The sequence below is a fragment of the Streptomyces avidinii genome (assembly GCF_045161815.1).
GTDB classification, from domain to species: domain Bacteria; phylum Actinomycetota; class Actinomycetes; order Streptomycetales; family Streptomycetaceae; genus Streptomyces; species Streptomyces avidinii.
The window spans coordinates 646,220-661,557 of record NZ_CP108863.1; the positions used below are offsets into that span (position 1 = coordinate 646,220).

At 73.6% G+C, this 15,338-nt stretch carries 13 protein-coding genes; 6 read left to right on the forward strand and 7 right to left on the reverse strand.

Annotated features, from left to right (window positions below):
* Window positions 1–55 precede the first annotated feature (55 nt).
* Both OG373_RS03055 and OG373_RS03060 read left to right on the forward strand, forming a co-directional pair.
* Window positions 56–1,423: a (2,3-dihydroxybenzoyl)adenylate synthase gene (locus OG373_RS03055; RefSeq protein ID WP_405435629.1), complete on the forward strand. Its 1,368-nt coding sequence runs from the start codon at window positions 56–58 to the stop codon at window positions 1,421–1,423.
* Window positions 1,424–1,452: 29 nt separating this feature from the next.
* Window positions 1,453–1,983: an HIT family protein gene (locus OG373_RS03060; protein ID WP_405435630.1), complete on the forward strand. Its 531-nt coding sequence runs from the start codon at window positions 1,453–1,455 to the stop codon at window positions 1,981–1,983.
* A gap of 2 nt (window positions 1,984–1,985) precedes the next feature.
* On the opposite strand, the gene OG373_RS03065 is transcribed toward OG373_RS03060, so the two are convergent.
* Window positions 1,986–2,333: a hypothetical protein gene (locus tag OG373_RS03065; protein ID WP_405435632.1), complete on the reverse strand. Its 348-nt coding sequence runs from the start codon at window positions 2,331–2,333 to the stop codon at window positions 1,986–1,988.
* A gap of 135 nt (window positions 2,334–2,468) precedes the next feature.
* Here OG373_RS03065 and OG373_RS03070 point away from each other — a divergent pair, with 135 nt between their 5' ends.
* Complete coding sequence (locus OG373_RS03070) at window positions 2,469–3,353, forward strand: sigma-70 family RNA polymerase sigma factor (RefSeq protein WP_405435634.1); 885 nt, start codon at window positions 2,469–2,471, stop codon at window positions 3,351–3,353.
* Window positions 3,354–3,444: 91 nt separating this feature from the next.
* Window positions 3,445–4,641, forward strand: a complete 1,197-nt coding sequence (locus tag OG373_RS03075; protein ID WP_405435636.1) for a hypothetical protein — start codon at window positions 3,445–3,447, stop codon at window positions 4,639–4,641.
* A 72-nt stretch (window positions 4,642–4,713) separates the two neighbouring features.
* On the opposite strand, the gene OG373_RS03080 is transcribed toward OG373_RS03075, so the two are convergent.
* Entirely contained in the window at window positions 4,714–5,430 is a 717-nt protein-coding gene (locus tag OG373_RS03080) for a FadR/GntR family transcriptional regulator (protein ID WP_397736544.1), read from the reverse strand.
* Window positions 5,431–5,561: 131 nt separating this feature from the next.
* On the opposite strand from OG373_RS03080, the gene OG373_RS03085 reads away from it, so the two are divergent.
* A complete protein-coding gene (locus tag OG373_RS03085; RefSeq protein ID WP_405435638.1) occupies window positions 5,562–6,083 on the forward strand; it encodes a gluconokinase in 522 nt (173 codons plus the stop codon).
* A gap of 12 nt (window positions 6,084–6,095) precedes the next feature.
* A complete protein-coding gene (locus OG373_RS03090; RefSeq protein ID WP_405435640.1) occupies window positions 6,096–7,493 on the forward strand; it encodes a gluconate:H+ symporter in 1,398 nt (465 codons plus the stop codon).
* Here the strand turns inward: OG373_RS03090 and OG373_RS03095 are convergent.
* From OG373_RS03095 to OG373_RS03115, 5 genes are all read right to left on the reverse strand, one after another.
* Window positions 7,479–8,456: a hypothetical protein gene (locus tag OG373_RS03095; RefSeq protein WP_405435641.1), complete on the reverse strand. Its 978-nt coding sequence runs from the start codon at window positions 8,454–8,456 to the stop codon at window positions 7,479–7,481. The genes OG373_RS03090 and OG373_RS03095 overlap by 15 nt on opposite strands.
* Window positions 8,457–8,550: 94 nt before the next feature.
* Window positions 8,551–10,059, reverse strand: coding sequence for a cytochrome P450 (locus OG373_RS03100; RefSeq protein ID WP_405435643.1), 1,509 nt, complete (start codon window positions 10,057–10,059; stop codon window positions 8,551–8,553).
* A gap of 90 nt (window positions 10,060–10,149) precedes the next feature.
* Complete coding sequence (locus OG373_RS03105) at window positions 10,150–10,659, reverse strand: protein phosphatase (RefSeq protein ID WP_405435645.1); 510 nt, start codon at window positions 10,657–10,659, stop codon at window positions 10,150–10,152.
* Between the two features lie 50 nt (window positions 10,660–10,709).
* On the reverse strand, window positions 10,710–11,492 hold the full coding sequence (locus OG373_RS03110; RefSeq protein ID WP_405435646.1) for a hypothetical protein: 783 nt from the start codon (window positions 11,490–11,492) through the stop codon (window positions 10,710–10,712).
* Window positions 11,493–11,652: 160 nt separating this feature from the next.
* Window positions 11,653–15,258 carry a S8 family serine peptidase gene (locus tag OG373_RS03115; RefSeq protein WP_405435648.1) on the reverse strand — a complete coding sequence of 1,202 codons (3,606 nt, stop codon included), beginning with the start codon at window positions 15,256–15,258 and terminating at the stop codon, window positions 11,653–11,655.
* Window positions 15,259–15,338: the final 80 nt, after the last annotated feature.

Sequence of the window (15,338 nt, forward strand, 5' to 3'; positions counted from 1 at the left end):
GTTGAAAGCTTGGCTTGCCGGGGTCAACACGGCGAAACCGGTCCCGAGGAAGCGAATGACACCCATGCTCGACGGCTGTACGCCCTGGCCCGAGGCGTTCGTCGACCGCTACTGGGCGGCCGGCCACTGGCGCGGCAACACGCTGGACAACCTGCTCCGCGGCTGGGCCCGGCAGCACGGGCCGCGGGCCGCGCTCGTGCACGGCGGCACCCGCATCACGTACGCGAACCTGAACCGGCGGGTGGACCGGATGGCCGCGGGGTTCCGGCTGCGCGGCCTGCGGCCCGGGCAGCGGGTCGTCGTCCAGCTGCCGAACGTGCCCGAGTTCGTCATCACCGTCTTCGCGCTGATGCGCGTCGGCGCGGTCCCCGTGCTCTGCCCGGTGACGCACCGGGCGGAGCAGGTGTCCCGCCTCGTGCGGGTCAGCCAGGCCGTCGGCCATGTCGGTCCCGCTGCCCACCGGGGTTTCGACCTCACGGCGATGGCTGCGGACATCGCGGCCCGAGGGCCGTTCCTGCGGCGGGTGTTCACCCTGGAGGGGCCGGGCGAAGCCTCCCCGCACGGCGGGTTCACGATCGATGCGGCGGGCTGCCACTACTACCCCTTGGCGTCCGTCGACTCACCGCCCGAGCGGCCGCCGGCGCAGAGCGCCGATCAGGTGGCGTTCTTCCTGCTCGCCAGTGGTACGGGCACGGAGCCCGCGCTCGTACCGCGCACCCACAACGACTACGCCTACCAGGTGCGGGCCGCCGCCGAGCTGGTGTCGCTCACCGAGAACGACGTGTACCTGGCCGCGCTGCCCGCCGAGTCCAACTTCGCCCTCGGCTGCCCCGGCATCGTCGGTACCCTCTCGGTCGGCGGCACCGTCGTCCTCGTCGAGGACACGGAACCCGCCGTATGCCTCCCCGTCGTCGATCGGGAGCGGGTCACCGTCACGTCGCTGCTGCCCGCCGCCGCTCAGCTCTGGCTCGACGCCGCGGCCGCGGTCCGGGCCGCCGACCTGAGCAGTCTGCGTCTCGTCCAGATCGGCGGCGCTCCCCTGCCGCCGACGATCGCCGCACGTGTGGGCCCCGGGCTGGGATGCCGTCTGCAGCAGGTCTCCGGCCGGGCCGAGGGGCCGCTCACCCTCACCCGGCCCGCCGACCCCGACGCGATCGTGCTCACCACGCAGGGCCGCCCGCTCTCGCCCGACGACGAGATCCGCGTGGTCGACGCGGACGGCAGGGACGTGCCCGACGGGGAGTTTGGTGAACTCCTCGGCCGCGGTCCCTGCACCCCGCGCGGCTACTACCGGGCACCCGACCGCAACGCGCGCTCCTTCACCACTGACGGGTACTTCCGCACCGGCGACCTCGCACGGCGCACCCCGGACGGCAACGTGGTGGTGACCGGCCGCCTCCGGGAAGCCCCGTCCGGCGGGTGAGAGCACGGGGCCGGTGAAAGGATGCGTCGATGCCGACACCGATGCCGATGGACCGCGAACCGATGGATCTCGACGCGTACGTCGAACGGACGCGCGGCGGACCGTGCTTCGTCTGCGCCTTCCTCGCCGGACACCCCGACTACGTGCACGAGACCGTCTTCGAGGACGAGCACCACGTGGCCTTCCTCGACCGCTGGCCCACGCTCCCCGGAAAGGTGCTGGTGGCCCCCAGGGCACACATCGAGCATGCCGTCCGCGATCTGGACGCGGCGGCCTACACCCGGCTGATGCTCGTCGTCCGGAAGGTCGCCCTCGCGGCCGAGGACGTCCTCGACTGCGAGCGGACCTACCTGTACTCGCTCGGGAGCCGGCAGGGAAACGCCCACCTGCACTGGCACATCGCGGCGCTGCCGCACGGGGTTCCGTACGAGCAGCAGCAGTTCCACGCCCTGATGACCGAGAACGGCGTTCTGTCGCCGTCGCCCGAGGAACGGTCCCGCACGGCGGGACTCCTGCGCGCAGCCGTCGCCGCGCGCGGAGTCCTCGAACCGCCCGGGTGAGCTCAGGCCTCGGCGGCCGCGTGGTGGTGGTCGAGCTCCCACGCATGGTGCTTGAACTCGTGGCGGAAGTCCGCGTGGTCCTCCCACTGGCGGGCGATACCGCGCAGCACGTCCCAGTTGTGCTCCACCGACTGGTCGATGACGCGGCGCATGGCCGGCTCGGCGGACTCCCGCTTCTCGATGAGGCCCTTGATCGCCGAGGCCTCCAGGACGGAGTTGCGCAGTGCACGCAGGGCGCGGGAGGCGCCGTCCATGGCGAAGCCGTGTTCGCTGCCCGTCGCCTCGTCGAACAGCGGGGTGAGCCGCGCCTCGATGAATGCGGTGATCCGCTCGAAGTGCTGCACGTCCATCGGGGGCTCCCTCTCCTGCCGGACCACCACGTGGAACCGGCGTCTCCAGTCGCTTCTGCTGTTCGGGGGTCATTATCCAGCAGCCCCGTGATCTGTTTTGATGATCCACCGTGGGCAATCGACATGGGGGGATCCATGGACGGCAACGCGTGGCTGACGGAGCATTTCGAAGAGCACCGCTCTCATCTGAGAGCGGTGTCCTACCGCATGCTCGGCTCCCTCGCCGAGGCCGATGACGCCGTTCAGGAAACCTGGCTGCGCCTGAGCCGGTCCGACATCAGCGAGGTGGAGAACCTCGGCGGATGGCTGACGACCGTCGTGTCGCGCGTGTGCCTGAACATGCTCCGCTCGCGCGAGTCCCGGCGCGAGGACTCGATAGACGCGTACCCCACCGACCCCGTCGGCAGCCGCGAGGACACGGTCGACCCCGAGCAGGAGGCCGTGCTGGCCGACTCGGTCGGGTTGGCGCTGCTCGTGGTGCTCGACCGGCTCGCGCCCGCCGAACGGCTCGCGTTCGTCCTCCACGACCTGTTCGCCGTGCCCTTCGACGAGATCGCCCCGATGATCGACAAGACCCCGGCGGCGACCCGCCAGCTCGCGAGCCGCGCCCGCCGCCGGGTCAAGGGGGCGCCCCTGGTGCCCGAGGCGGACCTGACCCGACGGCGCCACGTGGTGGAGGCCTTCCTCGCCGCCACCCGCGGCGGGAACTTCGACGCGCTCGTCGCCCTGCTCCACCCCGATGTGGTGCTCCGCGCCGACAAGGCCGTCGTCCCCACTCCCGCCCCGATCCTGTTGCGCGGCGCCGTCACCGTCGCCACGAGCGCGATGGCCGCCATGCAGCGGGCGCGGGCCACGACGCCGGCCCTGGTCGACGGGACGGTCGGCCTGGCGATGGCGCCGCTGGGACGGCTCTTCCTGGTCCTCGGTTTCACGATCGAGGACGGCCTGATCACGGAAATCGACATCGTGGCGGAACCGGAGCGTCTCGGCTCGCTCGAACTCGCCGCGCTCGACGCCTGACACCTGGCACCCGACGAACAGAAGCGGCCGTAGCGATTCCGTGCCGCGGCCGCCCCTTCTGGCCGCGGCACGGGGCTCACATACTGGCGCCGTGACCGACTACGTCAAGCACCTGCCCACAGCGGCGATACCGCAGGGCCCGGTCGCGGTGTGGGGTGTCGAGAGCGCACGGCGCTGGCTCCGGGCCGGTGTCCCGGCGGTGTTCGCGCCCGTCGCCGGCAGCCGGCTCCTCGTCGGCCCGGTCATCGTCTCGATCCTGCTGACGTTCCGGCAGGGCGAGGGAGAGCGGTCCTTCGCGGCCGCCGTCCTGCTGGCCGCACTGCCGTTCTGGTTCCGCTACCTGCCGGTGCCCGCCCTGCTCGCCGCGCTTGCCCTCGCGGCCGAGGCCGCCCGCACCCTCTCCGGCACCCCCACTACGGCGGTCCGGGCCGGTCACGGCCTGGTCCTCGTCCTCGGCGCGTGGGCGTCCACCGGGGTGCTGCTCCGCCTGCGCGCCCGCCGCCGCCAGCGCGAACTGGCCCTCGCCGCGGCCGGATCCGCCCGTTTCCCGCTGCCCACCACGCTTCCGGTCGCGCACCTGCGCCGCGGACTGCCGGGCATCGCCGTCGGCTCCGTGTGCTGCCTCGCGGCCGCCCCGGCCCTCTCCCGCGCCCACGGTCCCCTCGACGGGCGGTTGTTCGCCGCGACCCTGCTGGTCGCCGGTACCACGATGCTCGGCCGCGGCCTGGCGTCGAGCCGGGCGACGCGCCGCCTGCGGGCACGGCCGCAGCCCGCGCTCCTGGTCGGCGTACGGGCCGCCGCGTCGGGCCACCACTGGCTGTACCCGGACGCCGTCTCCACCGCCGGCCCGCCCCTGATCTCCCACTTCCCCCGGGTCCGGGACACCGTCACGGGGCAGCGGGTACTGCTCGGCGGCTCCGAACGGACCCTGCGCGTGACCCACCACGACATCGACCCGAGCCGGGAGCCCTTCCAGGCCGTCCTGTACGGCCCGGTGCACGAGGGGGCGGAGGTCGTCCTGGAGAGCGCCGCATACGAGCAGGGCGTCCGCCTCGTGCCGCGGGTCACGGCCGCCCCGCTGCTCCCCCGCCGGCGCCACGGGCTGAGCGAGTGGAAGCCGGCGGGCGGCTCGTACCGGGAGGCCGTACGGGAGCGGGCGCGCCGGGAAGAGGAGCGCAGGCGCGAACGGGCGCGGGAACGTGAGGAGTCGCGCGGCTCCGACTCCTCGTCCGGTGGCGGCTGCGGTGGGGGATGCGGCGGCGGGTGCGGCGGCTGCGGGTGCGGCTGACCCACGGCCCCTGACCCGTTGCCCTGACCCTGACCCCGCCGACCCCGTGCCCCGGACCGACGGTACGGACGCTCAGGGAGCGAGCACGTCCAGTTCCTCCAGCGCGCCCACCGCGATCCGGCGGGTCAGCGCCTCGGCGCGCTCCGCGTCGCCCTCGCGCACCGCCTCGGCCACCTGGACGTGCAGGGTGACGGCGGCGGGGTCGGGATCGTGGAACATCACCGCGTGTTCGGTGCGGCCCGTCAGGACCTCGGCGACGACATCGCCGAGGCGGGCGAACATCTCGTTCCCGGAGGCATTCAGCACGACGCGGTGGAAGGCGATGTCGTGCCGCAGATAGCCCTCCAGCTGGTGGCCGCGCGAGGTGCGGACCATGCCGAGGGCCGCCTCGGTCAGTTCGGCGCACTGCTGCGGCGTGGCCAGCCTCGCGGCGAGCCCCGCCGCGACCGGTTCGATCGCGGAGCGCAGCACGGTGAGGGAACGCAGCTGCCGGGGGCGGTCGGTGCCGGCCAGCCGCCAGCGGATCACACGCGGGTCGTAGACGTTCCACTCGTCGGTGGGCCGCACCGTGACGCCGACCCGGCGGCGCGACTCGACCAGGTGCATCGACTCCAGGACGCGCACGACCTCCCGTACGACGGTGCGGGAGGCGTCGAAGCGTTCGGCGATCTCGTCCGTGCGCAGGACGCTGCCGGGCAGGTACTCCCCCGCCGTGATCGCGAGCCCGAGGGTGTCCAGCACGTGGGTGTGGAGCCCCTGCCCCTGTCCAGGACTGCCTTCGGTGGTCATGGCGCAAGCGTACGGTGACGCCCCCACCAACAAAAGATGTGATGTTTCCGACCTGACACTTGAATACGTAGTACTTAATGCGCTTCAGTGATGCCACACGAAACGATGTCGACGAGGACAGCGAGGTAGGCGTGAGCACCCAGCGCGTCATTGTGGTGATGGGCGTGGCCGGTACCGGCAAGACGACCGTGGGTCGGCTGCTCGCCGAGGCCCTCGGCGTTCCGTACGCGGAGGGCGACGCCTTCCACCCGGCGGCCAACGTCGCCAAGATGTCGGCCGGCACCCCGCTGGACGACGCGGACCGCGGGCCGTGGCTGGACGCCATCGGCGAGTGGATCCGCAACAGCGGCGACCTGCGCGGGGGCGTCATCGCCGCCTCGGCCCTCAAGCGCGCCTACCGTGACCGGCTGCGCGCCGCGGCCCCGGGGGTCCTCTTCGTCCACCTCACCGGCGAGCGCGCGCTGATCGAGAAGCGCATGGCGGACCGCAGGGGTCATTTCATGCCCACCACCCTGCTGGATTCGCAGTTCTCCACGCTGGAGCCGCTCCAGGAGGCCGAACCCGGCGTCGTCGTCGACGTGTCCGGAAGCTTCGAGGACGTCACCGAGCGGGCGCTGGCCGCGCTGCGCGGACTCCCCATACACGAGAACTGAGGGAACGTCATCGTGACCGGTCTCAGCGTCGAGACTTTGGCAGCGGCCACCACCGGACCGATCACCTCGGCCGGGAACACCCAGCTCGGGATAGCCGTCCTGGCGGGCATAGCCGTCATCGTCCTGCTCATCACCCGCCTCAAGCTGCACGCGTTCCTGGCCCTGACGATCGGGTCACTCGCCCTCGGGGTCTTCGCGGGCGCGCCGTTGGCCAAGACGATCGCGAGCTTCACCGCGGGACTCGGCGCCACGGTCGCGGGCGTCGGCGTACTGATCGCGCTCGGTGCGATCCTCGGCAAGCTGCTGGCCGACTCGGGCGGGGCGGACGAGATCGTGGACACGATCCTCGCCCGGGCCAAGGGCCGGGCCATGCCGTGGGCGATGGTGGTCATCGCCTCGGTGATCGGGCTGCCGCTCTTCTTCGAGGTCGGCATCGTGCTGCTGATCCCGGTGGTCCTGCTGGTGGCCAAGCGGGGGAACTACTCCCTGATGCGGATCGGCATCCCGGCGCTGGCCGGACTGTCGGTGATGCACGGACTGGTCCCGCCGCACCCCGGACCCCTCGTCGCCATCGACGCGCTCGACGCCGACCTGGGGGTCACCCTCGGGCTCGGTGTGCTCGTGGCGCTGCCGACCGTGGTCATCGCCGGGCCGCTGTTCTCCCGGTACGCGGCGCGGTGGGTGGACATCCCGGCGCCGGAGCACATGATCGCGCCGCGCCCCTCGGCGGAGCCGGCGCGCCGACCCCGGTTCGGGGCCACGGTGTTCACCGTCCTGCTGCCGGTGGCCCTGATGCTCGTCAAGGCCCTGGTCGACATCGTGGTCGACGACCCCGCCGACCCGGTGCAGCGCGTGACCGATGTCGCGGGCTCCCCGATGATCGCCCTCCTCACCGCGGTGCTGGTGGGCATGGTCACCCTCGGCCGGGCGGCCGGCTTCACCCGGGCGCGCATCTCGACCACGGTGGAGAAGTCCCTGGCCCCGATCGCGGGCATCCTGCTGATCGTGGGCGCAGGCGGCGGCTTCAAGCAGACACTGATCGACGTGGGTGTGGGTCAGATGATCCTGGACGTGTCGAAGGACTGGGCCGTTCCGACCCTGTTGCTGGCCTGGCTGATCGCCGTGGCCATCCGCCTGGCCACCGGCTCGGCGACGGTGGCCACCATCTCGGCGGCCGGGCTCGTCGCCCCGCTCGCGGCGGACATGTCGACCACCGGGACCGCCCTGCTGGTCCTGGCCATCGGCTCCGGCTCCCTGTTCTTCAGCCACGTCAACGACGCCGGCTTCTGGCTGGTCAAGGAGTACTTCGGGATGACCGTAGGGCAGACCCTGAAGACCTGGTCGGTGATGGAGACCATCATCTCGGTGGTCGGCCTGGGCTTCGTCCTGCTGCTGTCACTGGTCCTTTAGCCGGCCTTGCCCCCGGCCTTGCCCCCGGCCTTGCAACTGGGCGGCGGCCAGGGCGAAGCCGCCTGCGGCGGTCGCGCAGCGGGTCGCGAGCCTGGCGACCTCGGCGCGCAGGGCCTCGGCCTCCGGGCCGTGCCACTCCGGCGCCGCGGACACCCCGTGCAGCCGGAACGCATGGGTGCGCAGCGCGGCGGCGCGGCCGCTCAGACCACCGGCCGGCGGTCGGGGCGCCGGCCGCGCCGGTGCCTGGGTGACTCGGCGGCGGGCCGGGCGGCCGGCGGGCGCGGGCCCCGTCGGGGGCCGTTCGGGCAGACCCGGGCCGCGGTCGCAGAAGGCCCAGAAGGCGGCGCCGAGCCCGAGGACGGGTTCGGCGGTCTCGGCCCGGCCGGTGGCGACCTGCCAGCCGGCGTGATCGTTGAAGGGGTTCGCGTCGGTCAGGGCGTTCCAGGCGAGGATGTCGGCGAAGGACGGGGCCAGCAGCGAGAAGGCGTGCTCGGCACCCCGCTCGCGCATGATGGCGCGGAACAGCCGGACGGCCTCCGCCTGGCGGCCCGCTCCGACGGCGCCGAGGACGGCGGCCGCGCCGGGATCGTCGAGGAGCTCGGGGCGGCCCGCACTCGCGGCCCGGATCCGGGCCTTCAGTCCGCAGACCGCGATGCTGATGGCGAGGCTCTCCCGGCCCGCGAGGATCCCGGCGAGCCGGCCGGCCCGGGCCACGCCCCGGCCGCGCGGTGCCCAGCCGAGGCCCGCCGGGTCGGTGAGCGTACGCACCAGGGTGCGCCAGCCGAGCCTGGTCCGGCCGCCCCGGGCGAGGGCGGCCGCGGGCAACCGGGCGCCGAAGGCCAGGCCGGAGGCGTAGCGGGCGGCCTCGCCGACCGCGTCGGCGGCCTCGGCGAGTGAGCGGCACGGGGCGTCGAGCAGGTCGATGTCCGCGGCGGTGGACGCGGAGGTCACGGCGTCGGGCATGTCATCCTCGTGGGGGTCGGCAGGGGTTCGGGGGCGGTCGGGTCCGGCAGCACCGGACGGGGTCGGGCAAGGAGTCCGGTCCGGAGGTCGTTCGTCAGCGGCGGGTGAGCGTGAGCCGGATCCCGTACGGATCGAGCGTCGCGGGCAGCGGTCCCACCGGGTCCAGCACCGGGCGGGTGCCCGCGATACGCCGGCTCCGCAGCACTTCGGCGCAGAGTGCGGCCGTCATCATCAGACCGAGCTGGTCGCCCGGGCAGCGGCCGCCGCCGTGGCTGAAGGGCGCCATCCGGAGGTCCTGGTCCGCGCCCGGGTTCTTCCACCGGCCGGGCACGAACACGTGCGCAGCCGGAACCCGTTCGGGGTCGCGCTGATGGAACGCGGCGGGCAGCAGCACCGAGGTGCCGGCCGGGTAGCGCACTCCCCGCCATTCGGTCTCGGCGCGGGTGACGCGGATCAGGTCGGGCACCACCGGGTACAGCCGCAGGGACTCCCGGACGCAGGCCCGCAGCCGGGGCAGCCGGCCCCGGTCCGCGCCGGCGGCGACCTCCGCGACCGCCTCGGCCGCGGCCAGGTCCTGCTCCGCGGGGTGCGCCCCGAGCAGGAGCAGGGTGCGCAGCAGGGTCTCCGGGACGGCGTCCATGGCCAGCAGCCAGTGCTGGGCCTGGCCCACCGGGTCGAGGCTGCCGGTGGGGTCGGCGTGGCGGGCGGCCCGGCCGGCCAGGGTGTCCGCGGCGGCGTGGGCGGCGTACTCCTCGATGCGGGCGCGGGCCCTGTCCTGGACGGAGCGGGCGGAGCGGACGGAGCGGACGGAACGGCCGGCGCGGACCCGGCCGCCGCGCGGGCTGTCGCCTTCGGGGCGCAGCTGGGTGAGCCATCCGGTGAGCTCCTCGTCACCGGCGGCCGCGTCGCCGAGAACGATCCGGCGGGCGGCCCGGTGCACGGCGTACCGGGCGCGGGCGAGGTCGAGGGCCTGGGCGTCGGCCAGGTGCCGGGCCTCCTCGGCGAGGGCCGCCAGGAAGGACCCGCAGGAGGGGTGCACGGGCAGGTCCGCGGCGAGCACCTCGGCGCTGACCTGCCGCCGCTCCGCACGGAGTTCGCCGCGCGAGCAGCCGGAGTCGGCGCTCTCCTCGGGGATCGCGCCCCGGCACTTGCCCGGCGGGGCGGCGGCCAGGACGCTGACGGGTTCGGCGTAGAACCGGCGCAGGTCCTGCGGGTCGAGGAGGACGAGCACGGTCCGCCCTGATCGGGTCCGTACGAGGGCGGGCGCGTCCCCGTGGCGGGCACGCAGGGCACGCAGCGCGGCGGCGGAGGCACGCACCTCGCCCGGGCGGGGCCGGGCGAGACCGCGCAGCAGGTCGCCGAGGCCGGCGAGGGTGGCGCGGCCGGTGCTTTCGGGGGCGGAGGCGGCGTACCGGAACGACGGCCCTACGAAGGTCCGCCGGCCGGGGCCTGCCACGCCGAGCCCCGGCAGGGCGGGTCCGCGGTCCGCGAGCGGTGCCGCACCGCGGGGTGACCGACCGACTCGCTCGGGACGCCGCCGGGCGGCGAGGGCCCTCACCCGGGCTCGGAGCCCGTCGAGGGCGGCCCCTTGGACCGTACGCATCCGTGTACCTCCGCGGCGGGAGCGACAACGCTCGGCGACAACGGCATCACCGTACGTCCCACCTGCGCGCTCCGCGCCTCGAGGACCGCGTCAGGGGTCGAGCCCGACCAGCAGCGCCGCGATGTCCAGCCCGGCGGTGAGGTAGGAGGTGAAAGCCTCGTTGTGCAGGGCCCATGACGAGCGGCCGCGGCGTACGCGGGCGATGGCCTCGGCGGGTGTCAGGCCCCGGTCGACGAGGCACTGGGCGACGACAAGGCCGGACCTGTTGTAGCCCGAGTGGCAGCGGACCAGTGTGGTGAGGCCCGAGTCGAGGGCCAGTCCCGCGGTGTGGGCGAGGCGCTGGACGGTGTGGAGCTGGCCGGCGGTGAGCTCCGCGTCCGGAATGTCCGCCACGATGTGCTCGGCGCGGGGTCCCGGACCGTGGCCGGTCCGGGTGAAGAGGCTGATGACGAGGTCGAACTCGTCCTCCACGACGGCGGGCCACAGCTCACCGGCCGAGCCGGCCCAGTAGTGGCCGCCCATCCACAGGCCCGGTGCGATCTCGTCCCACGGGGAAGACGGCCCGGGTACGTCCCCGTCGCGCCGTCGGGTCTTCTTCATACGGCCGCGACCTCCTGGGGGCGGCCTTCAGGTTCTCACACAACACACCTTCATTCAGCGGCAGTCGGCGCGAAGGCCGCTTCGCGGAATGCGGTGCGCGGCGTAGCTCGCCCGGCGGTCGGCAGGAGGACCGCCCAGCGCTGGTGGCGGGGGGAGACCCAGAGGGCGGGGCCGCCTTCGTGCGGGGCGTGGTGGGTCCATACCCCGTGTGGGGCGGGGTGCCAGAGCAGGCCGCGGGCGGGGGTGAGTTCGCCGGTGCGGATGCGCAGCGACTCGGCCGTCCAGGCGCGGCTGATCCCCGCCGCGCCCGCCGGGTCCGCCCGGTCCGGCCGGTCCGCCGGGTCCGCCGGAGCCAGGAGGTGGCGCAGGAAGCGGACCAGGTCTGCGAGGGGTGCGCGCAGGGTGCCGGCGGCGAAGCGGGTGCCGGTCATGCCCAGGGGGTGCCAGACCCGGGTGGCCGCGAGGTCGGCGAGCGGGCTGCCGGAGAGCTGCTCGGCGAGGCGGGTGAGGTGGGTGAGGGCGGCGGTCCCGCCCGGGTGCGTGAGGAGGTGGTGGGCGGTGGTCCCGGCGGGGACGCCCTCGGCGGCCGTGTCCCCGTAGGCGGCGAGCGGCGTGTGCAGCCGCAGGGCGCCCTCGTCGACGAGGCTGCCGATGACCGGCCAGAGCGCGAGGACGCCGCTGAGGGCGTCCACGTCGAAGGCGGCGTCGGCGGGGTGCCCACCGTCCGAACCCGCCTGTGGTCCCTCGGGTCCGCCGACGGCCCACACCGCCCCGGGGTCGGCGGACTCCACAAGGGCCCGGACTGCGGTGGCCTGGTCGCACAGGGGGGTCATGGTCGCCCACGTTAACGAGCCGGGCGGCGGCCTCCCGGCAGGCCGCCGCGGAGTCCGCGCGCCCGCCACCCGAATGCCCCCGTGCCCCCCGTGCCCCCGTGCCCCGCAGCAGGAAGGGGCGGGGTGCCCGCCGGCACCCCGCCCCCCGCCTGCTGCCGGACTAGCTCTTGTCCGGGCGGTCCGTCACCCGCAGGGTGTTCAGCAGGGGCTTGCCGAATCCGCTGTGCGTGACGAAGCGGATGTTGAGCACCCCGTCCGTGACCGTGACCGTGTACGTACGGGTCAGGGCCGTGTAGGTGCCCGCCTCCAGGGAGATGTCCAGGGAGGGCAGGACCTGGGTGCCCTCGGCCAGGACGTCGAAGACGCGCTTGTTCGGCTTGGTGGAGGAGAGCTCCGCGAAGCCCAGCTCCACCGTGTAGGTACCGTTCGGCACGTTGTCGAAGCGGTACTCGTACATGCCCTCACGGGCGTTGCGGAACATCCGCTGGTCGTCCGTACCGGCGATGGTGCGGCCGGTGGACTGGACGGTGCCGTTGCCCTGGTAGCCGTAGGAGCCGGCCGTGTACTTGCGGTCCGGGGACCAGGCGTCGCCCAGGCTGTCCGTGGTGGCGTAGCCGGATCCGGCGTCCAGGCCGACCTGGTAGCGCGGAACGACGACCTTCACCGGGACGGAGAGGACGGGAGTGCGGCCGCTCGCCGAGGTGATCTTCAGGTCGGCGGTGAGGACCGCGCCCGGGGTCAGTCCGGTGGTGTCCACCGAAAGGGTGACCGGGACCTTCGCGCCGGTCGCGAGGTTGCCGGCCGCCGGTGTGGCGGTCAGCCAGGTCGCGTCCTCGGAGACGGTGAACGCCGTACCGAGGCCCGGGTTGGTCAGGTCCAGGGTCCGCGTCCGCTGCTGGTTCGCCGGGAGGACGACCTCCACGGACGGCTTGGACGCCGTCACCTTTCCGGTGCGCAGGGACTGGGTCACGGCCGTCACGTCGGCGGCCTTGACGTTCACCGTCGCCGTGGCGGACTCGTACTGGGGCGCCGCCAGCGAGACGGGGAGCGAGCCCGACGGGCTCTGGACCACGTATCCGCCGTCCGCCGCGGTGGTCGCGGAGACCGCCGAGTCGCCCGTGCCGACGGTCACCGTGGCTCCCGCGACGCCGTTGCCGTCGTTGGCGTCGAGCACCCGGCCGGCCACCACACCGCTCTTGGTGGTGCGGAAGGCGATGGACAGGCCGTCCGTGATGACGGCGGTGTTGAAGGAGTACTTGAAGGCGTCGGTGCCGGCCGCGTTCTCCACACCGACGGTGGCCGTGGAGCCGCCCTTGATGCCGGTGCCGCCGGTCCCCTTGTAGGAGTAGGAGACGGTGCCGTCCTCGCCGATCGTGGCCGAGAAGGAGAACTTGTCGGCCTGCGCCGACCAGTGGGACACCTGGCGCCACTCGATCACAAAGCTGCGGTGCGGAGCCGTGCCGGTGACGGCGGTGAGGACGCCGGAGCCGCTGCCCGGGGCGCCGACGACCAGGTCGTCCCAGAACGGGTACAGGGCCGCGTTGGGCGTGGCCGTGCTCGGGAGGTCCCCGTTGATGTCGCCGGTGTTGTTCCCGCCGAAGCTGACGGTGCCGTTCGTGCCGATCCAGGCCTGGCCGTACGTCTTGCCGTACAGGGGCAGCGGGAAGGGCAGGTCGACGCGCTCGGTGGTGTTGTCGCCGGTGAGTGCGAGCTGGCGGGTGCCCTCGGCGTACGGGCGGTCGCCCGCGGCGGCGCAGGCGTAGCCGTAGCCGTCGGTGCGTTCGGGCAGGTTCACCGCGACGGTGGCGTCGCCGGCGACGGTGACCTTCGCGGTGCCGCCGGTGACGCAGCGGGAGGCGTGGGTGGCGTTCACGTCGTACGTGCCGTGCGGCAGGGTGACCTCGAAGCGGCCCTGGGCGTCGGCGGTCGCGGTCACCGGAGTGTCCGCGATGGTGACGGAGGCGCCCGCGGCGGGGCCGGCTGCCGAGGAGACCGTGCCGGTGAGCTTGCCGGAGGCGGCCTGGGTGAGGGTGAAGTCGCCCGTGGCGGTGCCGTTCTCGGTCACCGTGGCCGTCGCGGTCTGCTGCCCGTAGCCGAATTTGGCGGCGGTCAGGGTGTAGTCGCCGACCGAGAGGGAGGCGAAGCGGTAGCTGCCGTCGGCCGCGGTGGTGGTCGTACGGTCGATCGGGCCGTCGGCGGTGATCTTCACGCCCGCGACGGGCTGGTCACCGGAGCGTACGGTGCCGCCGAGCGCGCCGATGGCGCCGCGCGGGGCGGCGTTCACGGCGGCGAGGATGTCGAGGCGGCCCTCACCGAAGACGTTGTTGTCGGCGGCGTTGCCACCGCACTGGCTGCTGTCGGTGTCCAGGGCGGTGCCGTCCAGGAGCGACTCGGTCTGTGCGACGTCGCCCTCCAGGGCGGGCGCGGCGGACCAGAGCAGGGCCACGGCGGCCGCGGTGTGCGGCGAGGCCATCGAGGTGCCGGAGAAGGCCTCGTACGCGCCGCCGGGGACGGAGGAGCGCACGTTCACGCCGGGGGCGGCGATGTTCGGCTTGACGATGCCGCCGGGGCCGGCGCCGCGCGAGGAGAAGGACGCGATGGCGTTGTTGATGTCGAAGGCGCCGGAGCTGTAGGAGCTGGCGTAGTCGCCGGGTGAGCCGCTGGTGTTGCAGCTCGGGCCGGAGTTCCCGTTGGAGAAGGCCGGGAAGATGCCGGCGGCCCGCCAGGTGTCGACGATCTGCTGGTACCAGGTGTCGCCGCCGCTCCCGCCCCAGGAGTTGTTGACGATGTGCGGGGCCAGGTCGGGACGCGGGTTCTGGCCGCTCGGATCGGTCGGGGCGACGATCCACTGGCCCGAGGCGAGGAGGGAGGCCTCGGAGCAGGAGTTCGACTCGCAGCCCTTGGCAGCGATCCACTTGGCGCCGGGGGCCACGCCGATCTTGTTGGCACCGCCGTCGTCGCCGACCATCGTGCCCATGGTGTGGGTGCCGTGGTCGTTGTTGTCGCAGGGGGCCGCGGTGGTGCACACGCCCGCCGGGTCGAACCAGTTGTAGGCGTGGTCGTAGGAACCGTCCGCCTTCTTGCCGCGGTACTGGTTGTTCACGGCCGGGTGCGTGTAGTCCACGCCGCTGTCGATGTTGGCGACGACGATGCCCTCACCGCGCACACCGACCTGGTCCCAGACCTGCGGGGCCTTGATCCGGTCGATGTTCCACTCGATGGCGTCCGCGACGGCCTTCTCCCGCTTGCCCTCGGCGGGCTTGGGCAGGTCGACCTTGTCGTCGGCGTCGATCCGGGCGACCTCGGGGCGCTGGGCGAGGGTCCCGGCGAGCTTCTGGCTCCCGACGACGCGCACGGCGTTCACGATCCAGTACGAGGTGTACTCGGCGCCGGCGCCCTGCAGGGCCTTGACGACCTCGGCCTGACTGCGCGCGGCGTGGTCCTTCTTGATCCGCAGAACCGTTTCGGCCTTGGCGGCGCGGGTCTGCTGCTTCCCCGCGGCGGTGAGGTCGGCGGCGCTGTCGAGGTAGACCCAGAAGGCGGCCTTGGCGGACTCGTCGAGCTGGGCGCGGAGCCCCGGTTCGATCTTGAGCTCTGCGGCGCTCGGGCCGGGGACCGGATCCGGCGCGGCCGCGGCGACGCCCGCGCCGATCGGCAGGAGCAGGACCGAGGTGAGGGCGGCGAGCGCCGTGCGTAAGGACCGGGTCGACCGTGATGACCTCGTGGATCCTGAGGACCGCGAGGACCGGTTGTTGCGTTGGGCCACGTGTTGTCTCCTCGTACGCCGTGTGCGGGTTGTGCGGGAAGGGTGCGCGTGACGTGCGCGGGTCATGGTGAACGAGGCGT

Bases quoted from the DNA above. Each gene is read 5' to 3' on its own strand.
- OG373_RS03095 (WP_405435641.1), bottom strand. From the start codon at position 8,456: ATGCCCGACGCCGTGACCTCCGCGTCCACCGCCGCGGACATCGACCTG.
- OG373_RS03060 (WP_405435630.1), top strand. From the start codon at position 1,453: ATGCCGACACCGATGCCGATGGACCGCGAACCGATGGATCTCGACGCG.
- OG373_RS03110 (WP_405435646.1), bottom strand. From the start codon at position 11,492: ATGACCCCCCTGTGCGACCAGGCCACCGCAGTCCGGGCCCTTGTGGAG.
- OG373_RS03070 (WP_405435634.1), top strand. From the start codon at position 2,469: ATGGACGGCAACGCGTGGCTGACGGAGCATTTCGAAGAGCACCGCTCT.
- OG373_RS03100 (WP_405435643.1), bottom strand. From the start codon at position 10,059: ATGCGTACGGTCCAAGGGGCCGCCCTCGACGGGCTCCGAGCCCGGGTG.
- OG373_RS03080 (WP_397736544.1), bottom strand. From the start codon at position 5,430: ATGACCACCGAAGGCAGTCCTGGACAGGGGCAGGGGCTCCACACCCAC.
- OG373_RS03055 (WP_405435629.1), top strand. From the start codon at position 56: ATGACACCCATGCTCGACGGCTGTACGCCCTGGCCCGAGGCGTTCGTC.
- OG373_RS03065 (WP_405435632.1), bottom strand. From the start codon at position 2,333: ATGGACGTGCAGCACTTCGAGCGGATCACCGCATTCATCGAGGCGCGG.
- OG373_RS03105 (WP_405435645.1), bottom strand. From the start codon at position 10,659: ATGAAGAAGACCCGACGGCGCGACGGGGACGTACCCGGGCCGTCTTCC.